The organism is Phenylobacterium sp. (assembly GCF_036821595.1).
Taxonomy (GTDB): Bacteria; Pseudomonadota; Alphaproteobacteria; order Caulobacterales; family Caulobacteraceae; genus Phenylobacterium.
The window spans coordinates 37,303-63,751 of the sequence record NZ_DAISJG010000015.1 but is presented as its reverse complement, the minus strand read 5'-3'; the positions used below and the strand labels follow the sequence as shown (position 1 = coordinate 63,751).

Sequence of the window (26,449 nt, the reverse complement as noted above, 5' to 3'; positions counted from 1 at the left end):
CGGTGAGCGCCCACCTCGCCATCCTGCCCATCCTGCTGCCACTGGCCGCCGGCGCGCTGATGCTCCTGGCCGGCGGGCGCCGGCGACGGATCGAGGCGGGCCTGGCATTAGGCGGCTGCGTCCTCCTGCTCGTGGCGGCCGTGGCGCTGCTTGTGAGCGTGGACCGGGCGGAGGGCTCGCTCGCCATTACCTACCGGCTCGGGGACTGGCCCTCGGCGGTGGCGATCGTCCTCGTCGCCGACCGCCTGGCGGCGCTGATGGTCCTGCTGTCCTCGATCCTGGGCCTGCTCACGACCGCCTTCGCCATCGACCGATGGGCGCGGCTCGGCCCGTACTACGGCGCCCTGACGCAATTCCTGCTGATGGGGTTGAACGGGGCCTTCCTGACAGGCGACCTCTTCAACCTGTTCGTCTTCTTCGAGATCCTGCTGGCGGCGTCATACGGCTTGATGCTGCACGGATCGGGCGAGCGCCGGGTGACCGCCAGCCTCCACTACATCGTGTTGAACCTCGCCGCCTCGCTGCTCTTCCTCGTCGGCGTGAGCACCATCTTCGGCGTCACGGGCACGCTCAACATGGCCCTGCTCGCCGAGCGCATTCCGCATGTCCCCGAGGGACCGCGCGGCCTGCTGCATGCCGGCGCCGCGGTCCTCGGCGTGGCGTTCCTCGTCAAGGCCGCCGCCTGGCCCCTGGGATTCTGGTTGCCGCGGGCCTACGACGCCGCCGTCCCGGTCGCGGCCGCGATGTTCGCGATCATGACGAAGGTCGGGATCTACGCCGTCCTGCGGCTGGGACTGCTGGTGTTCGGGGATGACGCTGCGGCCTCTGCCGGGTTCGGCCGCGGATGGATCCTCGCCGTCGGCGTGGCGACACTCGTGGTCGGGGTGATCGGCATGCTGGCGGTGCGCGACCTCGGGCGGCTGACGGGCTACAGCCTGATGATATCGGTGGGGGCCCTGCTCGGGGTGGTGGTGTTCGCCGAGCCGCAGGCGCTCGCCGGAAGCCTGTTCTACATGGTGGTCTCGACCCTCGGCGCGGCGGCCCTGTTCCTGCTGAGCGGGGTGATCGGGCCGGAGGGCGCCGACGAGTTCGAGGAGCCGCCGCTGCTCGAAGCCCTGGATCCCGGCGACGCCGGGCAGTTCACCGAGGAGGACGAGAGCGCCGTGCTGATCTCCGCGCCGGTGGGGATCCTGAGCGCGGGTTTCCTGATCTGCACCCTGCTGGTCGCCGGCGTACCGCCGCTGCCCGGCTTCCTGGCCAAGGTCGCCATGCTGGCGCCGCTGCTCCAGGCTCCCCCCGGCCCGGTTCCGGGCGCGGCCATGGCCGTGGCCGCCCTGATCATCGGCTCGAGCCTGTTCTCGCTCATCGCCCTGGCGCGCGCCGGCATCCAGATCTGGTGGGCGGAGCCGAACCGCATCCCGCCCACCATCCGGTTGGGGGAGGCCCTCCCCCTGGGACTGCTGCTGATCGCCCTGCTCCTGCTGACCGTCGTCGTCGAGGCGCCGTTCCGCTACATGCAGCGAACCGCCGCGCAGCTCCTGGAGCCCAACCAGTACATCGAGGCCGTGCTCGGCGAAGGAGGAGCCTCGTGAAGCGGCTGCTGCCCTATCCGGCGATGAGCCTCTTCCTGCTCGGGACCTGGCTCGTCCTCAACCAGAGCCTGGCCGTCGGACACCTCGTGATCGGGGCGGTGCTGGGCCTCGTGCTCGGCGCGGCTTTCGGCCGGCTGCAGCCGCCGCCGCTCCGCATCCGCAACCGCCGCCGCCTCTTCCGGCTGGGAACCCTGGTGGTCGGCGACGTGATCCGGTCCAACCTGGCCCTGCTGCGCATCATGCTGGGCGGGACGACACGCGACGTCCGATCGGGCTTCGTCACCGTGCCGCTCCAGCTGCGCGACCCCTACGGCCTTGCGGTGCTCGCCTGCATCATCACCGCCACGCCCGGCACCATCTGGATGAGCTATCGCGCCCGCGAAGGGCTGCTGCTGATCCACGTGTTCGATCTCGTCGACGAAGCGGACTGGATCCGGCTGATCGGCGACCGGTACGAGACGCCATTGAAGGAGATTTTCGAGTGAGCGCAGCCCTCCTGCCGGCCGCCATCACCCTGGCGCAGCTCATGCTGGTGGCGGCGATGGGCCTCTACCTGTTCCGGATGATCCGCGGGCCTCGGGCCCAGGATCGGGTGATCGCGCTCGACGCGTTCTACATCTCGGGGATGCTCCTCCTGATCACCCTGGGGATACGCACGGGCAGCACCCTCTACTTCGAGGCCAGCGTGATCATCGCCCTGCTGGGCTTTGCGACCACGGTCGCCCTGGCCAAGTTCCTGATGCGCGGCGAGGTGGTGGAATGAACGGTGCGGCGGAAATACCCCTGCCCCTGACGCTGCTGATCTGCCTCTGCCTGCTCGGCGGCGCCCTATTCGCGCTGGCGGGGGCCATCGGCCTCTTCCGGCTGAAGTCCTTCTATCAGCGGGTGCACGCCCCGACGCTCGGCTCCAGCATGGGAATGGTGCTGATCCTCACCAGCTCGATCCTCTATTTCTCCGCCATCCGCGGCGAACTCGTCATGCACGAGATCCTGATCGCCGTGTTCCTGACCCTGACGACCCCGATCAGCCTGATGCTGATCGTGCGGGCCGCGCTCGCCCGAGACCGGCGGGAAGGCGACCCTGAGGTGCCGGCCCTGAGTCCGGAGAGCCCCGACGGGGGGCGGACCTAGCCGTCGGCAGCCATCGGCGGCAGCAGGAGTTCGCCGCTCTCGATCCGGCGCAGGGTCTCGATGAAGAACTGCGGCTCCAGGCTGGTGACGCGGGCCTCCAGGCTCTCGGGCGTGTCGCCCGAGGCGACCTCGACGCTGCGGCGCGCGATCACCGGACCGCGGTCGTATTCCTCGTCCACCAGGTGGATGCAGATGCCGCTCTCGGGCGCGCCGGCCGCGATCACCGCCTCGTGGACGCGTCGGCCGTACATGCCGTGGCCGCCGAAGGCCGGCAGTGGGCCCGGGTGGATGTTGAGGATGCGGCCTCCGTAGCGGCGCAGCGTCGCCGGGCCGAGCCGGCGCAGGTAGCCGGACAGCACGATCAGGTCGACGCCATGGGCGGCCATCTCGGCGGCCAGGCTCTGGTCGGCGCCCTCCGGATCGGCCTGGGTCGGGATGCACAGCGCCGCCAAGCCCGCCTCACGCGCCCATTCCAGGGCGGGCGCCTTGCGGTTGTTGCTGACCAGCAGCCGGGCTTCCGACGTGAGCTGCCCTGCCCGGACCGCATTGACGATCGCCCGCGCGCTGGAGCCGTTGGCGGATGCGAGGAAACCGAGCTTGAGACCTTGAGACATCAGGGAAATTCCGCCCCGAGCTCATGTTCGAACCGCATCCCGTCGTAGGCCGGTTCGACCCCCATGGGCAGCTCCCGGCGAAGGGTCTCGTAGTCGAGGTCGATGTGCAGGTTGGTGAGGATGGCGCGGCGCGGCTTCGCCCGGGCGATCCATTCCAGGGTGCGCTCCAGGTGGGCGTGGGTCGGGTGCGGCCGGTAGCGCAGGGCGTCGACGATCCAGACGTCGAGGTCCGCAAGGGCCTCGAAGGCCGCCTCGTCCAGCCCGACCACGTCGCTGGAATAGGCCACCCCGCCGAACCGGTAGCCCACCGAGCGGATCGCGCCGTGGTCCTGGTCGAAGGTGCGCACGGGGATCGGCCCCGAAGGCCCCTCCACCGTCCAGTCCACGCCATGGGCCGGCAGCGCCCGGGCGTCGCAGATGGCCGGATAGCCCGCCTCCCCCTCGAAGACGTAGCCGAAGCGGCGCAGGGCGCTCTCGGTCGTCGGGGGATCCATCCAGACCGGCAGCCGGGCCCGCTGGCGCAGGAAGAAGGCGCGCACGTCGTCGAGGCCGTGCATCTGGTCGGCGTGGTCGTGGGTCAGCAGGACGGCGTCGAGGCGCCTGGCGCCGGCGAGCGCGGTCTGCATCCGCAGGTCCGGCGAGGTGTCGACGATGACCGTGGTCTCGGCCTCGGCCCCCTCCCCGCGCCGGCGGACCAGCAGGGAGCAGCGGGAGCGCAGGTTCTTCGGATTGTCGGGGTCGCAGGCGCCCCATTCGCCGTCGGCGCGGGGCACGCCGCCCGAGGAGCCGGAGCCCAGGATGGTGACCTCCAGCACCCCGCTCACGGGCGCGGGATCCGGTCGAACAGGGCGAAGAAGGCGTCCTCGGTCCTCTGCTCGGCCTCCTTGAGGCTCCAGCCGCGGATCTCGGCCAGCTTGGCCAGCACGTGGGGCAGCATGGCCGGCTCGTTGCGCCGGCCGCGGTAGGGCACGGGCGCCAGATAGGGGCAGTCGGTCTCCACCATGATCCGGTCCTCCGGCATGGCGCGGATCACCTCGCGGACGTCCTCGGCGGCCTTGAAGGTGGCGATGCCGGAGACGGAGAACCAGGCGCCGAGCGCCGCGCAGCGCCGGGCGAGCTCGGGGCCCGAGGTGTAACAGTGCATGAGGATGCGGAACGGGCCGACGGCGTATTCTTCCTCGAGGATGTCGCCCATCACCTCGTCGGCCTCGCGGGTGTGGACCACCAGCGGCAGGCCGGTCTCGCGGGCGGCGACGACGTGGGCGCGGAACACCTTCGCCTGCACGTCGCGGGGGCTGAGGTCGTAGTGGAAGTCGAGACCGCACTCGCCGATGCCGACGACGCGGGGGTCCCGGGCCAGCCGGATCAGGGTCTCGGGCGCGAGATCCGGATCCTCCTTGGCCTCGTGCGGGTGGGTGCCCACGGTGCACCAGATGTCCGGGTGCTGCGCGACGTGGCGGACCTTGTCGAAGTTGGAGACCCGGTCGCAGATGTTGACCATCAGGCGGACGCCGGAGGCGAGCGCGCGGCTGATCACGGCCTCGCGGTCCTCGTCGAACTGTGGGGCGTGCAGGTTGACGTGGCTGTCGATCAACATGGGTTCGGCAACATAGGGGAACTTCGGGTCTCGCCGCTCAGGCCTGCGCGGCCTGACGCAGCTCGCGGAGCGCGGTGAAGAGCGCATCCGTGCGGTCGAGGTTCAACGCCTCGACCTCCCGCGGCAGGCGCTGGAGCGTCTCCCACGCCAGCGCCCAGCGATCAAGCGGGCCCCGGCCCTCCCGGGCGCGGTCGAGGCTCATGGCGTGGACCCGGTCGGCCAGCCGGTCGAGCAGCAGGTTGAACTGGGCCTGCCCCTCCCCGCCCCGGAACCGGTCGGCGAGGGAGAGCGCCATGGCCTCGTCCATCTGCGGCAGGTCGGCCAGGAGGGCGCGGGCGGCGTCGTCCATGGCCAGCGCCTGACCGGCCGCCAGCGCCAGCGCCTTGCCGGGCGCGCCACCCGCCATGCGCGAGAGGCGAAGCGCGTCCTCCTCGGTCACCTCGATGCGGTCGCGGACGAAGGCCGCGGCCTCCTCCAGGGACAGCGGCGGAAGGGCCAGCCGGCGGCAGCGCGAGCGGATGGTGGGCAGCAGCCGGCCCGGCGAGTGGGAGACCATCAGCAGGACGCCGCGCGGCGGCGGCTCCTCCAGGGTCTTCAGCAGGGCGTTGGCGGCGTTGACGTTGAGGTCGTCGGCGGCGTCGACGATGGCCACGCGGTGCGGCGCGCTGGCCGGGGACTTGGAGAAGAACTCGGCCAGGCGGCGGACGTCGTCGACCGGGATCACCTTGCGCGGCTTGCCGTCGGGGCCCTCGCGCTCCAGCACCAGGATGTCGGGATGCGAGCGGGCCATGACCTGGCGGCTCACCGGATGGTCGGGGTCGCTCCCCAGGATCCCGTGGCGCGGGTCGGCCGGCGCGCCCAGCAGGCGGCGGGCGGCGCGGTAGGCGAAGGTGGCCTTGCCGACGCCTTCGGGCCCGGTGAGCAGCCAGGCGTGGTGCAGCCGGCCGCGGGCCCGGGCGGCCTCGAAGGCCTCCTCCGCGGCCTGCTGGCCCTCGAGTTCGAACACCTCCCGCGGGTGGCGGACCTCAGGCATGGACGGCCAGCCGGTCGGTGACCGCGGCCCAGACCTCCGCCTCGACCTGGTCCAGGTCGCCACGCGCATCGACGACGGCGCAGCGGTCGGGCTCGGCCGCGGCGATCGCCAGGAAGCCCTCCCGCAGCCGCTCGTGGAAGGCCATGCCCTTGGATTCGAAGCGCATCTCCGACCCGGCCCGGGCGTGGGCCCGCTCCAGCCCGACCTCGGTGGGCAGGTCGAAGATCAGGGTCAGGTCGGGCCGGGTGCCCTCCAGGATGTGGGTCTCCAGCGCCGAGATCAGGCCGGGGGCCGTGCCGCCGGCCGCGCCCTGGTAGGCCCGGGTGGAATCGGCGAAGCGGTCGCAGACCACCCAGGCGCCGCGGTCCAGGGCCGGGCGGATGACCCGCTCGATGTGGTCGCGCCGGGCGGCGTACATCAGCAGCGTCTCGGTGACCGGGCTCCAGCGATCGGCGGCGCCGTTCAGCACCAGCTCGCGGATGCTCTCCGCGCCCGGCGAGCCGCCGGGCTCGCGGGTGGCCACCACCTCGCGGCCGGCGGCCTGCAGGCGCGCGACGAGGCGCCGGAGCTGGGTCGACTTGCCCGCCCCCTCGCCGCCTTCGAAAGTGATGAACCGCCCGCGCGTCACGGGCCCAAATTGGCCGGTTCGCGGCGGATGTCCAGCGGGGCTATTCGACGTTGACGTTGAGGGTCGCGGTCTCGATCCCGGCCCGGCCGACGTAGCGCACGCGGACCTTCGCCAGGCCCTTGCCCTCGAAGCCCAGGCGCCGCGCGGCCTCCTGCGACAGGTCGATGATCCGGCCGTCGACGAACGGGCCGCGGTCGTTCACCCGCACCCGGATGCGCTTGCCGTTGTCGAGGTTGGTCACCTCCACGACCGACGGCAGCGGCAGGGTCTTGTGGGCCGCGGTGATGGCGTTCTTGTCGAACCGCTCGCCGTTGGCGGTAGGCCGGCCCTGGTGGTGGCCGCCGTACCAGGAGGCGACGCCGACCTCGTTGTAGTCGGGCTGCTCGTGCGGCGTGTACCACTTGCCGTTCACCTGGTAGGGCTTCCAGGTCCCGCCGCGCTTCGCCGTCTCCGGCACGTCGCGGGGACGGCTCTTGGCCCCCTCGACCCCGGTGGAATAGCGCGGACCGCCAGCGCAGGCGGCCAGCGACGCGGCGGCCGCGACCACGGCGCCGATGCGCAGAAACGATCCAAAATCCATGGCGACGCCCCCAGCTCCAGCGGCTCGCCCCCCGATGGGGCATGGTTAAGGGTGGCTTAGGAAACTTGCTCTGCGGTTAAGCGCCGCGCCGGTGGAGCGTCGCGCCTCGCCCTGCTAAGAGGCCGGTTCCGCTCAGGGACAGGTGGCCGAGTGGTTTAAGGCAGCGGTCTTGAAAACCGCCGTGGGTGCGAGCCCACCGTGGGTTCGAATCCCACCCTGTCCGCCAGCCTCGCAGGTCAGTCCCGCTCGGGCGCGTCCCAGGTCATCTCGATCATGGTGCGGCGGAAGCCGGCGGCGGCGAACAGCTTCTGGGCGAGCGTGTTGCGCTCCGCCGTGGAGAGCACGACCTGCGTCGCGCCGCGCTCGACCAGGGCGGCGCGCATCGCCTCGAGCAGGCGGCGTCCCAGGCCCCCGCCCCGGTGATCGGGGTCCACCAGCAGGTCGTAGATCATCCCCGCCGGGCCGCGCAGGGACATGAAGTCGGCGCCCTCCAGCTCGGCGTAGCAGTAGCCGGCGACCTCGCCGCCGACCTCGGCCGCCAGCACCAGGGAGTCGGGCTGGCCGATCCGGGAGGCCAGGAAGCGGGCGTAGCCGGCCTCGGTCCCCGGCGTGGGCGTGATGAAGCGCGCGGCGTCGAAATCGTGGTGCACGCGCACCAGGAGGGCGCCCAGCCGCCCGAGCGCCGCAGCGTCGGCATGGGTCGCGGGGCGGATGACGGCGGCGCCGGGATCGCTCGATCGGTCGGACATGGACGAAGCCAAAGCCGGCTTCCGGGGGGAAGGCAACGCCGCGTTCGTGGCGGGAATGGCGCGCGGACGAGATTCCCTCCACCTTCCGGCCCGATGAGCCCCGACGCCGCCCAGCACCCGCCAAGGCCCGCCGCCTTCCGCCGCGTGGTGACCAACGCCGGCCTGCTGCTGGGCGGTCGGACGGTCAACGCCGTGCTCAGCCTCGCCTACCTGGCGGTGGCGGCGCGCGGCCTGGGGGTGACGGCGTTCGGGGTGCTGGTGCTGATCCACGCCTTCGCCCAGTTCCTCGGCGACGTGGTCAAGTTCCAGTCCTGGCAGACGGTGATCCACTACGGCGCGGGGCCGCTGGCGCAGGGGAAGACGGCGACCTTCCAGCAGGTGCTGCGGCTGACCCTGGCCCTGGACGCGGCGAGCTGCGCCGTGGGCCTGGCGATCGGGCTCGCCGGCGCCTTCCTGCTGGCCGGGCCGCTGGGCTGGGGGCCGGCCAACGCGCCGGCGGCGGCGGGCTATGTGCTCTCCATCGCCTTCATGGTCTCGGCCACGCCGCTCGGCCTGCTGCGGCTGTTCGACCGTTTCGACGTGATGGCCAAGCAGACGGCGCTGGTCTCCCTGGTCCGGCTGGTCGGATGCGGGCTGGCCTGGGCCCTCAAGGCCCCGCTGGAGGCCTACCTGCTGGTCTGGGCGCTGGGCACCGGGGCGGGCTTCGCCTACCTGGTGGCCGCCTCGGCAGGCGAGCTGCGGCTGCGCGGCCTGCTGGACGGCTTCCGGCTGCGCGGCCCGCTCGGCAGGGGGCTGCCGGGCGTCTGGCGGTTCGCCTGGTCGACGAACCTCAGCGCCACGCTCGACGTGGCCTTCACCCATGTGGTCACCCTCGCCGTGGGGGCCATGGTCGGACCCGCCCAGGCCGGGTTCTGGCGCCTGGGACGGCAGGTGGCCGACGCCATCGCCAAGCCCGCCAAGCTGCTGACGCCCGCGCTCTATCCGGAGCTCGCGCGGCTGCGGGTGGCCGAGGGCGAGGGCGAGGGCGAGATGGCGAGGCTCGCCGCCCAGGTGGGCCTGATGACGGGCGGCTTCAGCCTCCTGATCGTCGCCGTCGCCGCCTTCGCCGGGGGCCCGCTGCTCAGCCTGGTGATGGGCGAGGCATTCGCGCCGGCGGCTTCGCTGATGACCTGGCAGGTGGGCGCCGCGGCCATCGGCATTTTCGCCCTGCCGCTGGAGCCGATGCTGGTCTCGCTGGGCCGGCCCGGCGCGGCGCTGCGGGTGCGCATGGTGGTGAGCGCGGCCTTCCTGGCGGCCCTGCCGCTGCTGATCGGCGAGTGGGGCGCGGAGGGTGCGGCCATCGGCCTCGTGGCGGCCGCCGCCGCCATGGCGCTGGGTAATCTGGGGATGCTGCTGCGGGGGCCCAGAGGGCCACGCGGCCAAGAAGCCGCTTGCGAGGACCCGGCCTCCGGCGCGAAAGACGGTCTGTGACTCCGACTCCCACCGCACCCGACCGCGAACTGCGCCTCGGCTTCCCGACCCTGGTCGAAGCCCTGGAGTTCGCCGCCACGCGCCCGACCGGCGTGAACCTCTACGACCTGCGCGGCAAGCTGGCGCTGGCCCTGCCCTACGCGACCCTGCGTGACGAGGCGCAGGTGCTGGCGCGGCGGCTGCTGGCCTCTGGGCTCGCTGCGGGCGACCGCGTGGGCCTGGTGGCCGACACCGACGCCGACTTCGTGCGGCTGTTCTTCGCCTGCCAGTACGCCGGCCTGATCCCCGCGCCCCTGCCCCTGCCCGCGCCGCTGGCCGGGCGGCAGGCCTACATCGAGCAGCTCGGCCGCCTGCTGGGCTCGGCGGGCGCGGCGGCGGTGTTCGGCCCGGCCAGCCTGCTGCCCTGGCTGGCGGAGGCCGCCGCGGCGCTCGCCATGCGCGCCCCGATCGGGATCGACGACCTGCCGCCGCCGGCCGCGGGCGAGCTGCCGGCGATCGCGCCGGACGCGCCCTGCTATGTGCAGTTTTCCTCGGGCAGCACGCGCAATCCGACCGGCGTGCTGGTCACCCACAGGGCGCTGATGGCCAACGCCCTGGCGATCACCCGCGACGGGCTGCAGGTGAGGCCGCAGGACCGGGCGGTGTCGTGGCTGCCGCTCTACCACGACATGGGCCTGATCGGCTTCCTGCTGAGCCCGCTGGCCAGCCAGATGACCGTCGACCTGATGCCGACCGCCGCCTTCGTGCGCCGGCCGCTGATCTGGCTCGACCTGATGACCCGCGGCGGGACCATCTCCTACAGCCCCTCCTTCGGCTACGAGCTGTGCGCCCGGCGCGCCGACACCGCCGACATCTCCGGCTACGACCTCTCCGGCTGGCGGATCGCCGGCAGCGGCGGGGACATGGTCCGTCCGGGCCCGCTGCGCGCCTTCGCCGAGCGGTTCGCCGGGGTGGGCTTCAGCGACCGGGCCTTCGTGGCCAGTTACGGCATGGCCGAGGCGACGCTGGCGCTGACCATGGCCCCGCTCGGCCAGGGCCTGCAGGCGGCGGCGGTGGACGTCGCGCGCATGGAGGCCGACGGCCTGGTGCGTCCGGCGTCCGGCCGGCGGGCGCGGGAGTTCGTGAGCTGCGGTCCGGTGCTGCCGGGCCATGAGCTGGAGGTCCGCGGGGCGGCCGGCGAGCGCCTGCCCGAGGGCCAGGTGGGCCGGATCTTCGTCCGCGGGCCCAGCATCATGACCGGCTACCTGAACCAGCCGGAGGCGACCGCCGCCGTGCTGGACGCGGGCGGCTGGCTCGACACCGGCGACCTGGGCTTCCTGGAGGGCGGCGCCTTCACGCCGACCGGCCGGGCCAAGGACCTGATCCTGCTCAACGGCCGCAACATCTGGCCGCAGGACCTGGAGTGGACGGCGGAAGCCGAGGTGGAGCGCCTGCGCTCCGGCGACGTGGCGGCCTTCGCCGTCGAGGGCGACCCGGAGGACGAGGTGGTGGTGCTGGTGCAGTCGCGCTCCAGCGACCCGGCGGTGCGCGAGGCGCTGGCCGCCGACGTGGCGGCCGTGCTGCGGTCCCGCCACGCGGTCGAGGCCCGGGTGGAGCTGGTGGGCGCGCACGCCCTGCCCCAGACCTCCTCCGGCAAGCTCAGCCGCTCCAAGGCGCGCGCCCTCTACCTGGCCGGCGCGTTCCGGTCGGTCGAGCCAGCCTGACGGTGGCCCGAGGGCTCGCGGCGCTCACGGGCGCGACCGGATTCCTCGGCCGCCAGGTGGCGCGCGAGCTGGCCCGTCAGGGCTGGCGCGTCCGCGTCCTCACCCGCCGCGACCCCATCCACGCCGACTGGCGGGGCTTCGAGCCCGAGGTGGTGGCCGGCGACCTCTCCGATCCGGCGGCCCTGGCGGCCCTGACCCGCGGCGCCGACGTGGTGATCCACGCCGCCGGGCTTGTGAAGGCCCGCAGGCTCGAGGACTTCGCGCGGGTCAACGCCGAGGGCGCGGCGACGATCGCGGCCGCCGCGGGGGACGCCCACCTGCTGCTGGTCTCCAGCCTCGCCGCGCGGGAGCCGCAGCTCTCCCCCTACGCCGCCAGCAAGCGCGCCGGGGAGGACGCCGCCCGCGCGCTCGTGGGCGACCGCCTGACCGTCGTGCGGCCGCCGGCCATCTACGGGCCCGGCGACCGGGAGATCCTGCCGCTGTTCCGGGCGGCGGCGCGGACGCCGGTCCTGCCGGTGTTCGCCGACCACGCCCGCACCGCCCTGATCCATGTGGAGGACGCGGCCCGGCAGGTGGCGGCGCTGGCGGACATGACGCCGCAGGGCGCGACCCATGCGCTCAGCGATTCGCGGCCCGAGGGCTACGGCTGGGCCGAGATCATGCGCACCGCCGCCGAGGTGATGGGCGGCCGGCCCCGGCTGGTCCGCACACCGGGCGCGGTCGTGCACGGCCTGGCGGCCGCGAGCGTGCTCCGCCGCCTTGCGGGCGGGGCTCCGATCTTCACGCCGGGCAAGGCGCGCGAGCTCCTGCACCCCGACTGGAGCGTGGCGCCGCATGAGCGCGCGGCCGGGCTGCCACAACCGGAATTTGACCTTTCGACCGGTCTGGCGCAGACGGCGCGCTGGTATCGGGCCGCCGGCTGGCTGCCGCGAGAATTCGTGACCGCGGCGTTACAAACGGTGGAAAATCCGGAGCTTCATGATTAGCTACTCACCGGGACCGGGCCACAGGGGGCAGGGCTTAAGCATGGCCGAAGTCGTGACTGACCTCACGGTGCGCGAAATCGAGCGCGCCGTGGCAACCGTGCTTGGCCGATCCGTGCGGTTGCAGGACGACACTGACATCGCCCGAGACCTGGCGGTCGATTCGCTGGCGCTGATGAACATCGTCATGGAGCTGGAAGACCGCTTCGACATCTCGATCCCCCTCGATCGACTTGCCGATATTCAGACGATCGGCGACCTGAGCGGTCTGATCACCGAGCTGCGGGCGTAAGGCGGACAATGGGACTGCTCGACAAGCATCTGGGCTACAGCCAGGCCTACGAGGGAATCCGCAGCCAGGGCGCGGACCCCTTCAACGTTCGCTTCGACGCCGTGCGGTCGCCCACCGAGGCCGAGCTGCAGGGCCGGCGGGTGATCCTGCTCGGCACCAACAACTACCTGGGCCTGACCTTCGACCCGGACTGCATCGAGGCCTCGGCCGAGGCGGTGCGCGCCTGGGGCACGGGCACCACGGGCTCGCGGATCGCCAACGGCAGCTTCGACGGCCACCTGGCCATGGAACGCGACCTGGCCAAGTTCTACGGCCGCGAGCACGCCATGGTGTTCACGACCGGCTACCAGGCCAACCTCGGCGTGCTCTCGGCCCTGGTCGGCCGGGGGGACCACCTGATCCTCGACGCCGACAGCCACGCCTCGATCTACGACGGCGCGCGGCTGGGCCATTCCGAAGTGATCCGCTTCCGCCACAACGACCCGGAAGACCTCTACAAGCGCCTGCGCCGCCTGAAGGACCAGCCCGGCGAGCGGCTGATCGTCGTCGAGGGCATCTATTCGATGATGGGCGACGTGGCGCCGCTCAAGGAGATCGTCGCGGTCAAGCGCGAGATGGGCGCCTACCTGCTGGTGGACGAGGCCCACTCCATGGGCGTGCTGGGCGACAGGGGCCGCGGCCTGGCGGAAGCCGCCGGCGTGGAAGCCGACGTGGACTACATCGTCGGCACCTTCTCCAAGAGCCTTGGCGCGATCGGCGGCTTCTGCGTCTCCGACGACAGGGACTTCGACATCCTGCGCGTCGTCAGCCGCCCCTACATGTTCACCGCCTCCCTGCCCCCGGCGGTCGTCGCCTCGACGCTGGCGGCGCTGAAGCGGGTCGAGGACGAACCCGGGCTGCGGGCGCGCCTGCAGGCCAACTCCAAGCGGCTGTTCGACGGCCTGCGCGCCATGGGCTTCACGACCGGCGACACCGTCAGCCCGATCGTGGCCGTGGTGATGCCCGACCTGCCGGCGGCGCTGACCGCCTGGAACGCCCTGCTGGCCAACGGGGTCTACCTCAACCTCGCCATGCCGCCGGCCACGCCGGACAACCGCCCGCTGCTGCGCTCCAGCGTCAGCGCCGCCCACACCTTCGAGCAGATCGACGAGGTCTTGGGGGTGTTCGAGGCGGTCGGCCGGCAGATCGGCCTGCTGCCCTCGGAACAGCGCGTCTCGGCCTAGGGCTGGATCCGCCCCGCCCACGACCATCCCTACGCTTCCTCCATCGAGGAGGAAGGGGCGAACATCAGGCCCGCTTCGCGCGCCAGAGGCGCCAGAGCACGCCGGGCGCGGCCAGGATCGGGTGGCGCTCGCGGAACGGGGTGACGGCGATCTGCAGGCCCGTGTGCCGCTCGATCTTCCAGGCGGCGTAGCGGGCGGCGCCGTCGAAGGTGAAGGCGGCCTTGACCAGCCTCGCCATGTTCAGCGGCTTGCCGGCCAGCCGGCGCATCCGCCAGCGATCCTGCAGGTGGCGGCGCAGCGCGGGATCGAGCGCCGGCCGCAGGTCGTCGCCCACGCGCTGGAAGGCCAGGCCCTCGGAGCTCCAGGCGAGCGGCAGGAGCGTCGTCCAGCGGGCCGGGGCGGCGCGCAGCAGCTCGTCGGCCCGGCCCGCGGTCTCGACCCGGAACTCGGCCTGGTAGGTCTGGCGGAACAGGGCGCGCCAGAACTCCAGCGCCACGCCCCGTTCTGGCCCCAGGGCCGCGGCGAACCGGCCGGCGGTGCGCACGGCCGCGGTGACCGCGCGGACGACCTCGTCACGGACGTTGACGTCCCGCGTCCAGACCAGGGCCGTGGGCTGCACGAAGCGCGCCCAGATGGTGGTGTCGAGCGTCTCGCCGCCGGCGGCCCGCGCAAAGGTGGCGAGCGGCATGGTGGCGACCTTGGCGCGCAGGACGCCCACGTCGGCGTCGACCTCGCGATAGCTGACCTCGGGCCACAGGGCGCGCTCGGCGAGGCGCCGCAGGCCGGTGCGGTGCGGCTGGTCCGTGAGGACGTAGAAGTCGAGCAGGCCGGTGAGATCGCCGGTCCGCAGGGTCGAGCCGTAGAACAGCACGGCGATCGCGCCGGGCGCCTGCGCCAGGGCCTCGGCGAAGCGGCGGATGGCCGGCGGCGTCCGCGCGCCCAGCTCCTTCTTCACGACGGAGTCCAGCGACACCGCCATCAGGTGACGAACTCCAGGACCGGGCCCTGGCGGACGGTCAGCGCGCCGGCGGGATAGGCCTCGCCGTCCAGCACGTACTCGCCCTCGAAGGCCACCTCGAGGTCGCCGTCGCGGCGGACATAGCCCGCCCCCTCCAGCCAGGCCGGCCGGGCGCCGGTCCAGAGCGGCGGCAGGGCGGCCACGAGCCGCCGCGGCGGGGCGTCGATGGCCAGGGTCTTTAGGCCCGGTCGGACCGGGCCGAACGGCTTGAGGCCGAGCGGCAGGGTCTCCAGCGTCGAGGCGATCACCAGGAAGCGCGATCCGTCCGTGGCGGGGCCGCCGCCGAGCGCGAGCCGCATGGGCTCCCCGGCCCGCCAGCCGCGGTCGCTGCGGCCCGCCATGCTCTGGGCCACGGAGGCGGCCAGGGTCAGGGCGACCGAGGCGGTCCCGAAAGCGCCCATCCGGTGCGCGGACTGGGCGAGGCGCGTGGCGCGGACATAGGCGCCGGTCCCGAAGATGAAGCCGCGCCGCCGCTCGGTCCCGTCACGGCGCTCGACCTCCACGCAGGGCCGGCTCACCCGCGGCCGGCCGGGGTCCAGCGCGCGCTGCAGGGCGGCCTCCACGGTCCAGCCGGCGGGCACGCCGAGGTCCTCGGCCAGGACGTTGGTCTTGCCGGACGGCACCACGGCCAGCCGCGGCCGACGCTCGCCGAAGGCGGCCGGCAGGCGGGTGAGCACGTCGCGCACGGTGCCGTCGCCGCCGTCGATCACCAGGGTGTCGACCCCCTCCCCCGCGAAGCCCGCGAGCGCCTCGGTGAGGGCGTCCTTGGTCCTCGGCTTGGCGAACAGCGTGCCCTCGGGCGCCGCGGCCCAGGCCATGTCGCGCCGGTTGCGGTGGCTCTTCGGGTTGCGGATGACGCCGGCGCGCATCAGCGCGAGAGCCAGGAGACGACCTGGTCGCGCGGCGTCATCAGCGCCTTGGCGAGCTGCACGGCATGCACGGCCAGGGAGATCGCTGTCCAGGCGCCCACCAGCCAGAAGCCCAGGCCCGGGGCGCCGAGTAGCGCCGCCGGGGTCAGGATCAGCAGGTTGGGGTTCCGCCGGGCGGTGATCAGCCGGAAGAAGCTGTCGAACGGCCGCCACGAATGCACGTGGAAGCCGTAGCGGCGCATGAACACGCCCTCCAGGCCCCGCTGCACCCAGTAGCCGATCAGGATGATTCCCAGCATCAGGCCGGCGTCCGGCGGCAGCTGGCCGGTGGCCTGCAGGCCCACGTACCAGGCCCACCACCAGAAGGGCGGATGGATCAGGTCGATGCCGTGGTCGAACAGGTTGCCGAACTTCGACGAGGTGAGCGTCACCCGGGCGAGCTTGCCGTCGACGGTGTCCAGGAAGGTCATGATCCAGGCGCAGACCAGGCCCCAGCCGAACGCGCCGATCCAGAACAGCCAGAAGGCCGCCAGCACCAGCAGGAAGCCCACGAAGGTGACCTGGTTGGGCGTCATGCGGGCCAGGGCGCACCAGCGGGTGACGATCCGCGCGGGCGTCGGCCAGAGGTACTTGGTGACGATGTCGGTGACGCCCTTGTACGAGCCCTTGAAGGTCCGCGCCTCGACGGTCCGGACGTTGGCCTCCGTCAGCGGCACGAGAACCGGCGGCTCGCGCTTGCGCAGGGCGCTGTTGTAGGCGACCGACGAAGGATCGAGCCGTTCCAGCTCGCCCGGCGCGGATCCGGCCGCGAGCATGGCGGCGACGGCCTCGGCGCGTCCCGCGGGCGCATGCGCCGCCACCGGCTCGCCGCCCGGACCGACCAGCACCACGCCCGGCCGCGCGACGACCTCCTTGACCAGGGGCTCGTCGATAACCCAGTCGGCGCGGGCGATCACCGCGGCGCGGTCCGGCGCGACCGCCTCGGCCGGCTCCAGCCCCGCGCGCACGAAGGTGCGGCGCAGGCGCTCGGCGCCGGTCATGCCCCAGATGCGCGCGGCCCCGCCGCCGACCGTCACGCCGAGCGGCCGACGCCCGCCAGATTCAACCTCGCCCGACTCGCCCAAGACGCGCATCACCCCTATTCAAAGCCGGCGCCTTGATAGCCAGATTGCGCTCGGCCTGACCAGAATCCTTCACGCTTTGCCGCACTTCCGCCTCGCCCACGTCTCCGATCCCCACCTGCCGCCGCCGGACGTGCGGCTGGGCTGGCGCGACGTCGCGTCGAAGCGGCTGCTCAGCCGCATCGCCTGGCGGCGCAAGCGCCGGCGGCACAGGGCCGAGGTGCTGGCGGCGCTGGTGGCCGACGTGCGCGCCCAGGCGCCGGACCATGTGGCCCTGACCGGCGACCTGACCAACTTCGCGACGGCGGAGGAGTTCGCCGCCGCACGGACCTGGCTGGAGAGCATCGGCCCGCCCGGGGCGGTGACGGTGAGCCCCGGCAACCACGACGCCCTGGTCCGCGCCCCGGGCGCCGATCCCTTCGCGGCCTGGCGCGACTGGCTGGGCGACGACGCGGCCGAGCCCTTCCCGAAGCTGCGGGTGCGGGGCGAGGTGGCGCTGATCAACCTCTGCTCGGCCGTCCCCACGGCCCTGCACCTGGCGCAGGGCCGCCTGGGCGAGGCGCAGATCGACCGGCTGGCCGCGATGCTGCGCGAACAGGGCGAGGCCGGGCGCTTCCGCCTGGTGCTGGTGCACCATCCCGTCGCCGACGGCGCAGTGTCCGGCCGCAAGGCGCTGACGGACGCGGCGGCCCTGCGGGCGGTGCTGGCGCGGGAGGGCGCCGAACTCGTCCTGCACGGCCACGCCCACGAGGCCCTGGTGACCCGGGTCGCCGGCCCGGCCGGCGCGATCCCCGTGCTGGGCGTTCCGTCGGCCTCGGCCGCGGCGGACGGGCACGGCGAGGCCGCGCGCTGGCACGGCCTGGAGATCGCCCGGGTCGGCGACGGGTTCGAGATCGGCGTGGTCGCCCGCGGCCTCACCGGCGAGGGCGAATTCGGCGAGCTCGGCCGCTACCGGCTGACGTCGCCGGGGCGAAGGTAGCGCATCTGAACCGGCAGCGTCCGCCCGCCAGCGCCCACCGAGAAGCGCGCGCTCTCGAAGGCGGGCAGGCCGAATCGCGTCGGCGGGTCGTTGGAGAAGGCGAAGCCCTCCACCGGCAGGCCGACGGCGTTGCGGTCGTAGTCATGGTTGCCGTTGGCGTCGTGGTAGACCGCCACGGCATAGGCCCCCGGCCTCACCCAGAAGCAGGCCGTCGTCACCGGGGCCACCGCCCGGGTGCGCACGCGGGCCAGCTTGCCCCCGGGCGCCAGGAACCGCGCCTTCACATTCGGATAGAGGGTCACCGCCACCTGGCCGCGGGCGGACTGCAGGCCGGACACCCGCACGACGAGCTGCACCGCGCCGGCGGACGGATCGCCCTCGCACTCCGCCGCGCGGGCGGGACCCTGCGCGGCGAGCGCGCCGAGGACCGCCATGCACGCGGCGGCCAAACGGGCTTTCATCGGTACGACCCCCTCCCTATGATGGACGGGACAGCGCCAGTGGCCTGTCCTGACGGACGATGACCAATCCTACCGCGCTGAAATTCGGGTATCCAAGGACCCAGGTCGCCGAGACGCCGCACTGGCTGGTGCTCGTGCGTCCGCAGCAGCCGACGCTCGGCTCGCTGGTGCTCGTGTGCAAGGACCCCGCCGGGGCCTTTTCGGAACTCGGCGCGGAGGCCTTCGCCGACCTCAAGACGGCAGTGGACGGGATCGAGCGCCTGCTCGGCGGCTTCGTCGGCTACGCGCGGATCAACTACCTGATGCTGATGATGGTGGACCGGGACGTCCACTTCCACGTCATCCCCCGCTACGAGGGCGCGCGGGAGCACGGCGGCCAGAGCTACCCCGACGCGGGATGGCCCGCCCAGCCGAACCTCGGCGCGCACGTGGCGCTGGACGACGAAGCGGCCGCGGCGCTCGCGGCCGAGCTCGCCGCACGCTGGACCGGCGCCTAGGCGCGGCGACGGGGGACCGGGTGCGGATCATCGACCGCTACGTGCTGAAGCTCATGCTGTGGCCCCTGCTGGGGGCCATGCTGGTGACGCTCACGGGCCTCCTGCTGGAGCGGGTGCTGCGTCTGCTGGACGTGCTTTCGGGCTCGAGCAACCGGTTCGGCTTCCTGACCGAGCTGACCGCCAACCTAGTGCCCCACTACCTGGGCCTCACCCTGCCCGCGGCCTTCTTCATCGCCCTGTTCGTGGTGATCTCGCGCCTGAACCAGGACTCCGAGGTCGACGCCCTGCTGGCCAGCGGCGTCTCGTTCACCCGGATCGTCTACCCCTATGTGGGGCTGGGGCTGGTCCTGATGTGCGTCAGCCTGGTGCTGTTCGGCTTCCTGCAGCCCTACTCCCGCTACGCCTACCGGGCGGTGCTGCACGCGGCGGAGAACGCCGGCTGGAGCGGCTCGGTGCAGTCTGGGATGATCGTCTCGCCAAGCGACAGGCTGACCATGACGACCGATGTGGCGGACGCCGCCGGGCGGCGGCTGACCGGGGTGTTCATCCGCCAGGTCGACGACCGGGGCCGCGAGATGGTGACGACGGCGCGCATGGGCCAGCTCCGCACCAACGCCGACGGGGAGACCGCCACCCTGCTGCTGGACGACGGGCTGCAGCTCAGGGTCAACAGCCGCGGCGAGCCGGAGGTGCTGAGCTTCGACAGCTTCAGCCTCGAGGTGCCGCTGAGCGGGGCCGCGCGCCTGCTGCGGGCCCGGGGCGGCGACGAGCGGGAGCTGACCCTGACCGAGCTGATCCGGGAATCGCGGCGCACGGACGGCCTGATCCCCCGCGAGACCCTGATCGCCGAGTTCCTGGCCCGGCTCGCCCGGGCGCTGTCCCTTCCCCTGCTGCCGCTGCTGGCCCTGCCGCTCGGCCTCGCCACCAAGCGCCGCGGCTCGGCGCCGGGGATCATCGTGGCCGGCCTGCTGCTGCTGACGTTCAACCAGCTCCTGCAGTTCGGCCAGGGCCTGGCGGCGGGCGGCGAGGCGCCGGCCGTGCTCTCCGTCGGCGCGCCGTTCGTGGCCTTCATGGCGATCTGCGCGATCACCTTCGCCACCAGCCGCAAGCGTCCGGGGGAGACCCCCGTGGGCGTGGCCGTGGAGCGGATCGCCGACGCCGTGTTCGACCTGCGCCAGCGGATCCTGCCGAAGCGGGCCCCGGCATGACCGGGACCATGGCCGCCCACATCCTGAAGACCGTGGGCCTGCGGATCCTCGCGGCGCTGCTGGTCCTGCTGGGCGTGCTGCAGGTGCTCGACCTGCTGGACGTGACGACCGACATCATCGAGCGGGAGCTCGGTCTAGCCGGGGTCGCCTACTACGCCCTCCTGCGCCTGCCGCGGCTGATCGAGCAGGCCGCGCCGCTGGCGGTGCTCTCCGGGGCCCTGTTCGGCTTCACCAAGCTGGCCCGCAACAGCGAGGTGACCGCCATGCGGGCGGCGGGCATGTCCGCCTACCGGGTGACCGCGCTCGCCGTCCCGGCCGCGGTCCTGGTGATGGCCGTCCAGCTGCTGATGGCCACCGTCGTCGCCCCGCGCACCGACCAGACCCTCACTGACTGGTGGCGCGCGACCACGCCGAGCGCCGACCAGAAGGCGGCCGAGCCGCGCACCTTCCGCCTGGGCGCGGACATCGTGGTGGCGACGCCGGCGTCCGTGGGCGGCGAGCGGCTGACCGACCTCACCATCTATCACCGCAACGCCGAGGGCCGCCTCACCCAGACGACGCGCGCCCGCTCGGCGATCTACCGCGACGGCGCCTGGGTGCTGGAGGCGCCGACCTTCCGCAGCGTGGCGCCCGGCCGGGTGCAGTCATCCTCGGCGGCGGAGATGATCTGGCGCAGCGACCTCACCCCCGGGGACGTGGAGGCTCTGTTCGCCGGCAGCCAGATCAGCCCCGGCGCGGCGGCCGCGGGCCTGGAAGGCAAGGCGGCGGTCCGGCCCCGGAGCTACTACGCCACCCAGCTCCAGCGGTTCGCGGCGGATCCCCTGGCCTGCGTGGTCATGCTGCTGCTGGCCGCGCCCGTCGCCCTGGCGAACTTCCGCAGCGGCGGGACCGCCCTGCTGGTGAGCTGCCTGGCGGCGGGGCTGGTGTTCCTGGTGGTGGACGGGGTGTTTGTCGCCGTGGGCGAAAGTGGGCTCGCCGCAGCCTGGCTGGCGGCCTGGGCGGCGCCGGTCCTGTTCTCGGTCGGCGGGCTCACGGCCCTCATCTACCTGGAGGGATGATGGACGGGAGCGGCGCGACCAGCGCGATCGGCCTCGTTCCGGTCTCCAGCCGCCGGGAGCTCGACCGGTTCATCCGCCTGCCCATGGCGCTCGGCCGGGGCGACCCGAACTACATCGCGCCGCTCCTGATGGAGCGGCGCGAGGCGCTGACGCCGAAGACCAACCCGTTCTTCGACCACGCCGAGGTACAGCTCTGGCTGGCGGTGCGCGACGGCCGCGACGCGGGCCGGATCAGCGCCCAGATCGACCGTCTCGCGCCGGCGTCGATGGGGAGGGTGGGCCACTTCGGCCTGATCGCCGCGGAGGACGACCCCGCGGTGTTCGAGGCCCTGTTCCGAGAGGCGGAGGCCTGGCTGCGGGCCCGCGGCTGCGAGCGGGCGCTGGGGCCGTTCAACCTGTCGGTCAACGAGGAGGTCGGGCTGCTCGTCGAGGGCCACGACACCCCGCCGATGGTGATGATGGGTCATGACCCCGCCTACACGGGGGCCCGGATCGAGGCCCAGGGCTACGCGAAGGCCAAGGACGTCTACGCTTACATGGCCGACACCACGGTCGACCTGCCGGAGCGGGTGCTGGAGCGGGTGCGGCGCGGCCTGCCCGAGGGCGTGGTCCTGCGCGAGCTGGACATGAGCCGCTACGACGAGGAGGTCCGCCGGCTCACCGAGATCCTCAACGACGCATGGCAGGACAACTGGGGCTTCACCCCCACGACCGAGGCGGAGACCGCCCAGATCGCCAAGGCGATGCGGCCGGTGATCGACCGGCGGCTGACCTGGTTCGCGGAGATCGACGGGGAGCCGGCCGGGTTCATCGTCTTCCTGCCCAACGTCAACGAGGCGATCCGCGACCTCCACGGCCGGCTGCTGCCGTTCGGCTGGGCCAGGCTGCTGTGGCGGCTGAAGGTGAAGGGCGTGAAGACCGCCCGCGTGCCGCTGATGGGGGTGCGCCGGAAGTTCGCCCGCACGCCGCGCGGCGTGGTCCTGCCCTTCCTGCTGATGAACGCCGGCGCCAGCGCGGCCCGGCGACTTGGGTACGAGCGGGCCGAGCTGTCGTGGATCCTGGAGGACAACCGGCCCATGCGGCACATCCTCGAGGCGGCCGGAGCGCGCATCTACAAGACCTACCGCATCTACGAGAAGGCGCTGGCGTGAGGCCGTTCCAGGCGCTGGTTCTGGCCGGCTCGCGGGGCGGGCCGGATCCGCTCGCCGAGGCCGCGGGCGTCACCCACAAGGCGCTGATCCGCCTGGAGGGCCGCACCCTGCTGGCCCGCGTGGTGGGGGCCCTGCGCGAGGCCGGCGCGGACCGTATCGCCGTCTCCGCCGTCCACCCGGACGTGCGGCGCGAGGCCCTGGTCCTGGGCGCCGAGGTGCTGGAGGCGGCCGCCGGGCCGAGCGCCAGCGTCGAGGCTGGAGCCGCGGCCCTGGGGACGCCCCTGCTGGTCACCACCTCCGACCACGCCCTGCTGCGGCCGGAGTGGATCGCCCGCTTCCTGGCCGACGCGCCCGCCGACGCCGACGTCTGCGCCCTGCTGGCCCGGCGCGAAACGGTGGAGGCGGCGGTCCCGACCACCCAGCGCACCTACCTGCGGCTGGCCGACGGCCACTGGTCGGGCTGCAACTTGTTCTACCTGGCCACCCCGGAGGCGCTGGGGGCGGTGCGGCTCTGGCGCCGGGTGGAGGCGGAGCGGAAGAAGCCCTGGCGGATGGCGGCCATCCTCGGGCCCGGCATCCTCGCGGCCTTCGTGCTGGGGCGGCTGACGCTCATCGGCGCGGTGGCGCGGCTGGGCCGGCTGGCCGGCGTGCGGGCGGCGGCGGTGGCGACGCCCTACGGCCTCGCCGCGGTGGACGTGGACAAGGTCGGGGACCTGGAGTTGGTGCGAAAGCTGGTGGGCGAGGCCCAGGCGGCCGACATCTAGGCCGCCGTCTGGGAGGACTGGCGGGCCATCCAGCGCTCGGTCAGCACGAGGTTGGATTCCACGTCGGCCGGGAAGTCCATCTCCCCCCAGTCGAGGCCCTCGATGGACTGGACGGTGACCACCCCGGTTTCCCGGGCCAGTTCGTCGATGGCGCTCAGGTACCAGCGCTTGAGACCGCCCGGCGCGCGGATGACCGCGTCGATCATGGCGACGAAGCGCGCCGCGCCGGCGGCGGAGAAGCGGATGAAGCCGATGGACTCCGCGTTGTACTCGGCGATCGTCTTGCCGATCGCCTTGAGCCGCCCGCCCGCCTCCAGCACCTTCATGTCGTCGGCGTCGTACTCGGCCTTGCGGTCGACCGTGACCGTGATCTCCGACGGAGGCGCGGCCAGCAGGCGCTCGGCCACGGCCGGCTCGAACAGGGTGTCGCCGTTCAGCAGCAGGAGGTCGCGGTCGAAGACCTCGCGGGCCATCCAGCAGGAGGCCAGGTTGTCGGCCACGTCGTAGAACGGGTTGAACAGGGTGCGGACCTCGAGCCCCGGGATCGACAGCCGCGCGATTTCGGCGTCCACCGCCTCGGCCTTGAAGCCGGTGACCACAACCACCTCGCGGACCCCGGCGGCGCGCAGGCCCTGGAGCTGCCACTCCAGCAGGGTCTTGCCGGAGAGGTCGATCAGGCACTTCGGGCGGGCGGTGGTGAGCGGCAGGAGCCGCTTCCCCTGGCCGGCGCTGAGGATGAGGGCGCGAGTCACGGACGACATGGCTTCTCACTCGCAGAAGTTGGACGCGGCGCAAAGCCTCCGGCGGATCCGCGGCCGGGTCCCGCACGGAACGGGACCCGGCCGCAGCGGCGGAGCGCCCGTGAAAGACCGCCCCGCCCGGCTCCGGTGTGGGTATGACGGAGCCGATCCCTGCTAGCAGGTTCCGCGCCAGGAGGTTGCATACGCCCCGGCGTCGCGACCTTCGGACGCAGCGAGTCGACGACCAATGTTCGCCGACCGACCTGACGCCAAACTTGGCGGGATCGTGGCGACTCCGCCTTCCACCCGCCCAATGCGTGTCCCCGGCGCCACAGGAGTGAGGCGCGACCGCCCCGCTTGATGTGAGGCAATTGTCGAGCCCTGCGGCCGGCCTAAATCCCGCGGGCTTTGAGCCGGCGCCCGCGACTCCCCGCGTGGGCCGCTCCGGGAGGTTATCTATGCGAATTGTGAAGCTTCTTTGCGGGACGGCGCTGACGCCGGTCCTGCTGATGTCCGGCCTCGCCACGGCCGCCCACGCCCAGGAGGCCCCGGAGGCCGAGCGCGCGGTGGAAGAAATCGTGGTCACCGCGCAGAAGCGCGAACAGAGCCTGCAGGACGTGCCGATCGTCGTGACCTCGGTGTCCGGCGAGCTGATGCGCGACGCGGGCGTGCGCGACATCCGCGAACTGACCGTGCTGACGCCCGGCCTGACCGTCACCTCCACCTCGAACGAGACCATCGTGACCGCCCGCGTGCGCGGCGTCGGCACCGTGGGCGACAACCCTGGCCTGGAGTCCTCTGTCGGCATCGTGATCGACGGCGTCTACCGTCCCCGCAACGGCGTGTCGTTCGGCGACCTGGGCGAAGTCACCCGCATCGAGGTCCTGAAGGGCCCGCAGGGCACCCTGTTCGGCAAGAACACCTCGGCGGGCGTGATCAACATCATCACCGCCGGCCCGACCCGCGACTTCCAGGCCGAGTCGGAAGCGACCATCGGCAACCACGGCCAGTTCGGCGTCACCGGCGCCGTCTCGGGCCCGATCACCGACACCGTGGCCGGCCGCCTGTTCGCCGGCGCCCGCCGGCGCGACGGCTATCAGGACATCGTGGTGGGCTCCGGCCCGCGCGGCCTGTCGGAAGACAACGACCAGGACTTCTACACCGTCCGCGGCCAGCTCCTGTGGGAGCCCACCTCCGACCTGTCGGTCCGGCTGATCGGCGACTACACCAAGCGTGACGAGAACTGCTGCGTCGGCACCCAGCTGTTCGTCGGCCAGGCCGCCAACAGCCGCGCCAACCTGATCGAGGCCGTCCGTCCGGGCTCGCTCGACACCACCTCGACGCCGTTCGACCGCCGCGGCTACGCGAACCGCGACACCGACCAGCGCGTCGAGGACATGGGCTTCTCGGCCGAGGCCAACTGGGACATCGCCCCGGACCTGCAGCTGACCTCGATCACCGCGGTCCGCAACTGGCGCGCCGAGACCGGCCAGGACAGCGACTTCACCGCCGCCGACCTGGTCTACCGTCCGGCCGACGGCACGAACTTCGTCGAGTTCGGCCAGTTCTCGCAGGAAGTCCGCCTGGCCGGCCAGGCCGTGGACAACCGCCTCAACTGGCTGGTCGGCGGCTTCTACGCCAAGGAAGACCTCGACACCCGCTCGATCCTGCGCTTCGGCGCGGACTACTACCCCTACTTCGCCGGCCGCGTGCTGGGCGGCGCCCCGGCGCTCATCGGCCTGACGCCGGGCACGATCCTGCAGGCGGGCACGGGCTCGGACGACAGCTATTCGCAGGAGGGCGACACCTGGGCCCTGTTCACCAACAACTCGTTCGCGATCACCGACGCGCTCGAGCTGACGGTGGGCCTGCGCTACACCCGTGACGAGAAGAGCCTGACGTCGGACTACACCACCACGGGCTCCTCGTGCGACCAGGGCGAGCGCGCCTTCGGCGCCCTGGCCGGCATCGTCGGGGTCCCGACCGCCACCACCATCGTCGGGGGCCTGTGCCTCAACGCCCAGAACAATGACTTCGACGACCTGGGCGTGATCACCCAGAGCCGCACGGAGGAGGAAGTCTCCGGCACGGCGAAGATCGCCTACCGCTGGAACCCGGACATCATGACCTACGCGTCCTACTCGCGCGGGTACAAGGCGGGCGGCTTCAACCTGGACCGCGAGCAGCTGATCGTCGTCACGCCCACGGGCCCGAACTTCACGGCCGACGCGGACACCAGCTTCAAGGGCGAGTTCGTCGACTCCTACGAGATCGGCGCCAAGACCAGCTGGTTCGGCAACAGCCTGTTGCTGAACACCGCGGTGTTCTACCAGCAGTTCACGGACTTCCAGCTGAACACCTTCGTGGGCACGGCCTTCGTCGTGGAGACCATCCCCGAGGTGGTGTCGCGCGGCGTCGACCTGGACTTCATCTACGTCCCGCCGATCGATGGCCTGACCCTGCAGGGCGGCGTCACCTATGCGGAAACGGAGATCCAGCCGTTCACCGCCGCCGACCTGATCAACCCGACCCGGTTCAACAGCCTGCGCCGCCTGCCCGGCGCCCAGCTGTCGTTCGCCCCGCGGTACTCGGCCTCGCTGGCCGGCACCTACGAGCGCGACGTGTTCGGCGACCTGAAGCTGCGCAGCAACGTCTCGGCCAAGTACACCTCGCGCTACAACACCGGCTCCGACCTGCACCCCTCCAAGGAGCAGGACGAGATGGTGCTGGTGAACGCCCGCGTGGGCCTGGGCTCGGCCGACGAGCGCTGGACCGTCGAACTGTGGGCCAACAACCTGTTCGACAAGGACTACCTGCAGGTCGGCTTCAACGGCCCCTACCAGGTGGACGAGAACAACGATGCGGTCAGCGTCTACGACACCTTCCTGGGCGCGCCCCGGACGGTGGGCGCGACCCTTCGCCTGAAGTACTAGTCTCGCGTACCTGAGACGGACGAACGGCCCGGAGCGATCCGGGCCGTTTTTCTTT

The 26,449-nt window shown here is 72.6% G+C and carries 28 protein-coding genes and 1 tRNA gene; 17 read left to right on the top strand and 12 right to left on the bottom strand.

Translation table 11 applies throughout. The features are described from left to right. Positions 1-2: 2 nt before the first annotated feature. The 4 genes from V7Z97_RS09905 to mnhG are packed head-to-tail and all read left to right on the top strand — an operon-like array spanning position 3 to position 2,723. Positions 3-1,592 carry a monovalent cation/H+ antiporter subunit D gene (locus V7Z97_RS09905; protein ID WP_334163159.1) on the top strand — a complete coding sequence of 530 codons (1,590 nt, stop codon included), beginning with the start codon at positions 3-5 and terminating at the stop codon, positions 1,590-1,592. Then, positions 1,589-2,077 carry a Na+/H+ antiporter subunit E gene (locus V7Z97_RS09900; protein WP_334163157.1) on the top strand — a complete coding sequence of 163 codons (489 nt, stop codon included), beginning with the start codon at positions 1,589-1,591 and terminating at the stop codon, positions 2,075-2,077. Before V7Z97_RS09905 ends, V7Z97_RS09900 begins: the two co-directional genes overlap by 4 nt. Further along, on the top strand, positions 2,074-2,355 hold the full coding sequence (locus V7Z97_RS09895; RefSeq protein WP_334163155.1) for a K+/H+ antiporter subunit F: 282 nt from the start codon (positions 2,074-2,076) through the stop codon (positions 2,353-2,355). The genes V7Z97_RS09900 and V7Z97_RS09895 overlap by 4 nt, the downstream gene beginning before the upstream one ends. Further along, on the top strand, positions 2,352-2,723 hold the full coding sequence (mnhG, locus tag V7Z97_RS09890; RefSeq protein ID WP_334163154.1) for a monovalent cation/H(+) antiporter subunit G: 372 nt from the start codon (positions 2,352-2,354) through the stop codon (positions 2,721-2,723). The genes V7Z97_RS09895 and mnhG overlap by 4 nt, the downstream gene beginning before the upstream one ends. Here mnhG and purN read toward each other — a convergent pair. The 6 genes from purN to V7Z97_RS09860 are packed head-to-tail and all read right to left on the bottom strand — an operon-like array spanning position 2,720 to position 7,175. Further along, positions 2,720-3,337, bottom strand: a complete 618-nt coding sequence (gene purN / locus V7Z97_RS09885; protein ID WP_334163152.1) for a phosphoribosylglycinamide formyltransferase — start codon at positions 3,335-3,337, stop codon at positions 2,720-2,722. The two genes, mnhG and purN, sit on opposite strands and share 4 nt — an antisense overlap. Next, complete coding sequence (locus V7Z97_RS09880) at positions 3,337-4,161, bottom strand: MBL fold metallo-hydrolase (RefSeq protein ID WP_334163151.1); 825 nt, start codon at positions 4,159-4,161, stop codon at positions 3,337-3,339. The genes purN and V7Z97_RS09880 overlap by 1 nt, the downstream gene beginning before the upstream one ends. Then, positions 4,158-4,934, bottom strand: coding sequence for a TatD family hydrolase (locus V7Z97_RS09875; protein WP_334163150.1), 777 nt, complete (start codon positions 4,932-4,934; stop codon positions 4,158-4,160). Before V7Z97_RS09875 ends, V7Z97_RS09880 begins: the two co-directional genes overlap by 4 nt. A gap of 37 nt (positions 4,935-4,971) precedes the next feature. Next, positions 4,972-5,967: a DNA polymerase III subunit delta' gene (locus V7Z97_RS09870; protein ID WP_334163148.1), complete on the bottom strand. Its 996-nt coding sequence runs from the start codon at positions 5,965-5,967 to the stop codon at positions 4,972-4,974. Beyond that, a complete protein-coding gene (gene tmk / locus V7Z97_RS09865) occupies positions 5,960-6,595 on the bottom strand; it encodes a dTMP kinase (protein ID WP_334163147.1) in 636 nt (211 codons plus the stop codon). The genes V7Z97_RS09870 and tmk overlap by 8 nt, the downstream gene beginning before the upstream one ends. 40 nt (positions 6,596-6,635) lie before the next feature. Further along, the gene (locus V7Z97_RS09860) at positions 6,636-7,175 is read right to left on the bottom strand and encodes a septal ring lytic transglycosylase RlpA family protein (protein WP_334163146.1); all 540 of its coding nucleotides are present in this window, start codon (positions 7,173-7,175) and stop codon (positions 6,636-6,638) included. Between the two features lie 136 nt (positions 7,176-7,311). Here V7Z97_RS09860 and V7Z97_RS09855 point away from each other — a divergent pair. Next, positions 7,312-7,401 (top strand) — tRNA-Ser (locus V7Z97_RS09855). A gap of 10 nt (positions 7,402-7,411) precedes the next feature. Here the strand turns inward: V7Z97_RS09855 and V7Z97_RS09850 are convergent. Next, positions 7,412-7,924, bottom strand: a complete 513-nt coding sequence (locus tag V7Z97_RS09850) for a GNAT family N-acetyltransferase (protein ID WP_334163143.1) — start codon at positions 7,922-7,924, stop codon at positions 7,412-7,414. A 93-nt stretch (positions 7,925-8,017) separates the two neighbouring features. Between V7Z97_RS09850 and V7Z97_RS09845 the strand changes: the two genes are divergently transcribed. From V7Z97_RS09845 to spt, 5 genes are read left to right on the top strand one after another with little or no spacing between them, the layout of a single operon-like run. Further along, a complete protein-coding gene (locus tag V7Z97_RS09845) occupies positions 8,018-9,394 on the top strand; it encodes a lipopolysaccharide biosynthesis protein (RefSeq protein ID WP_334163142.1) in 1,377 nt (458 codons plus the stop codon). Then, the gene (locus V7Z97_RS09840) at positions 9,391-11,097 is read left to right on the top strand and encodes a fatty acyl-AMP ligase (protein ID WP_334163140.1); all 1,707 of its coding nucleotides are present in this window, start codon (positions 9,391-9,393) and stop codon (positions 11,095-11,097) included. Before V7Z97_RS09845 ends, V7Z97_RS09840 begins: the two co-directional genes overlap by 4 nt. A gap of 2 nt (positions 11,098-11,099) precedes the next feature. After that, positions 11,100-12,083, top strand: a complete 984-nt coding sequence (locus V7Z97_RS09835) for an NAD-dependent epimerase/dehydratase family protein (RefSeq protein WP_334163138.1) — start codon at positions 11,100-11,102, stop codon at positions 12,081-12,083. Between the two features lie 40 nt (positions 12,084-12,123). Further along, entirely contained in the window at positions 12,124-12,372 is a 249-nt protein-coding gene (locus V7Z97_RS09830; protein WP_334163137.1) for an acyl carrier protein, read from the top strand. Between the two features lie 8 nt (positions 12,373-12,380). Continuing rightward, positions 12,381-13,595 (top strand): serine palmitoyltransferase, encoded by a 1,215-nt coding sequence (spt, locus tag V7Z97_RS09825; protein WP_334163135.1) that lies wholly within the window; start codon positions 12,381-12,383, stop codon positions 13,593-13,595. A 64-nt stretch (positions 13,596-13,659) separates the two neighbouring features. Here spt and V7Z97_RS09820 read toward each other — a convergent pair whose 3' ends face one another. Genes V7Z97_RS09820 through V7Z97_RS09810 form a run of 3 tightly spaced genes read right to left on the bottom strand, consistent with a single transcriptional unit; the run spans position 13,660 to position 16,615 of the window. Beyond that, positions 13,660-14,574, bottom strand: coding sequence for a hypothetical protein (locus V7Z97_RS09820; protein ID WP_334163134.1), 915 nt, complete (start codon positions 14,572-14,574; stop codon positions 13,660-13,662). Then, on the bottom strand, positions 14,574-15,482 hold the full coding sequence (locus V7Z97_RS09815) for a diacylglycerol/lipid kinase family protein (RefSeq protein WP_334163131.1): 909 nt from the start codon (positions 15,480-15,482) through the stop codon (positions 14,574-14,576). The genes V7Z97_RS09820 and V7Z97_RS09815 overlap by 1 nt, the downstream gene beginning before the upstream one ends. Beyond that, a complete protein-coding gene (locus V7Z97_RS09810) occupies positions 15,482-16,615 on the bottom strand; it encodes a CDP-alcohol phosphatidyltransferase family protein (protein WP_334163130.1) in 1,134 nt (377 codons plus the stop codon). Before V7Z97_RS09810 ends, V7Z97_RS09815 begins: the two co-directional genes overlap by 1 nt. Before the next feature lie 67 nt (positions 16,616-16,682). Between V7Z97_RS09810 and V7Z97_RS09805 the strand changes: the two genes are divergently transcribed. Then, entirely contained in the window at positions 16,683-17,582 is a 900-nt protein-coding gene (locus tag V7Z97_RS09805; RefSeq protein ID WP_334163129.1) for a metallophosphoesterase family protein, read from the top strand. Here the strand turns inward: V7Z97_RS09805 and V7Z97_RS09800 are convergent. After that, positions 17,552-18,043: a DUF2141 domain-containing protein gene (locus V7Z97_RS09800; RefSeq protein ID WP_334163127.1), complete on the bottom strand. Its 492-nt coding sequence runs from the start codon at positions 18,041-18,043 to the stop codon at positions 17,552-17,554. The genes V7Z97_RS09805 and V7Z97_RS09800 overlap by 31 nt on opposite strands. Positions 18,044-18,102: 59 nt before the next feature. Here V7Z97_RS09800 and V7Z97_RS09795 point away from each other — a divergent pair, with 59 nt between their 5' ends. Genes V7Z97_RS09795 through V7Z97_RS09775 form a run of 5 tightly spaced genes read left to right on the top strand, consistent with a single transcriptional unit; the run spans position 18,103 to position 22,721 of the window. Further along, positions 18,103-18,540 carry an HIT family protein gene (locus V7Z97_RS09795; protein WP_334163125.1) on the top strand — a complete coding sequence of 146 codons (438 nt, stop codon included), beginning with the start codon at positions 18,103-18,105 and terminating at the stop codon, positions 18,538-18,540. Positions 18,541-18,560: 20 nt separating this feature from the next. Next, on the top strand, positions 18,561-19,748 hold the full coding sequence (locus V7Z97_RS09790; protein ID WP_334163123.1) for an LptF/LptG family permease: 1,188 nt from the start codon (positions 18,561-18,563) through the stop codon (positions 19,746-19,748). After that, a complete protein-coding gene (locus V7Z97_RS09785) occupies positions 19,745-20,806 on the top strand; it encodes an LptF/LptG family permease (RefSeq protein WP_334163121.1) in 1,062 nt (353 codons plus the stop codon). Before V7Z97_RS09790 ends, V7Z97_RS09785 begins: the two co-directional genes overlap by 4 nt. Continuing rightward, entirely contained in the window at positions 20,806-21,957 is a 1,152-nt protein-coding gene (locus V7Z97_RS09780; RefSeq protein WP_334163119.1) for a dATP pyrophosphohydrolase, read from the top strand. Before V7Z97_RS09785 ends, V7Z97_RS09780 begins: the two co-directional genes overlap by 1 nt. Beyond that, the gene (locus V7Z97_RS09775) at positions 21,954-22,721 is read left to right on the top strand and encodes a nucleotidyltransferase family protein (protein ID WP_334163118.1); all 768 of its coding nucleotides are present in this window, start codon (positions 21,954-21,956) and stop codon (positions 22,719-22,721) included. The genes V7Z97_RS09780 and V7Z97_RS09775 overlap by 4 nt, the downstream gene beginning before the upstream one ends. Here the strand turns inward: V7Z97_RS09775 and V7Z97_RS09770 are convergent. Further along, the gene (locus V7Z97_RS09770) at positions 22,718-23,482 is read right to left on the bottom strand and encodes a phosphocholine cytidylyltransferase family protein (protein WP_334163117.1); all 765 of its coding nucleotides are present in this window, start codon (positions 23,480-23,482) and stop codon (positions 22,718-22,720) included. The two genes, V7Z97_RS09775 and V7Z97_RS09770, sit on opposite strands and share 4 nt — an antisense overlap. A gap of 437 nt (positions 23,483-23,919) precedes the next feature. Here V7Z97_RS09770 and V7Z97_RS09765 point away from each other — a divergent pair, with 437 nt between their 5' ends. Next, positions 23,920-26,394 carry a TonB-dependent receptor gene (locus tag V7Z97_RS09765; RefSeq protein WP_334163115.1) on the top strand — a complete coding sequence of 825 codons (2,475 nt, stop codon included), beginning with the start codon at positions 23,920-23,922 and terminating at the stop codon, positions 26,392-26,394. Positions 26,395-26,449: the final 55 nt, after the last annotated feature.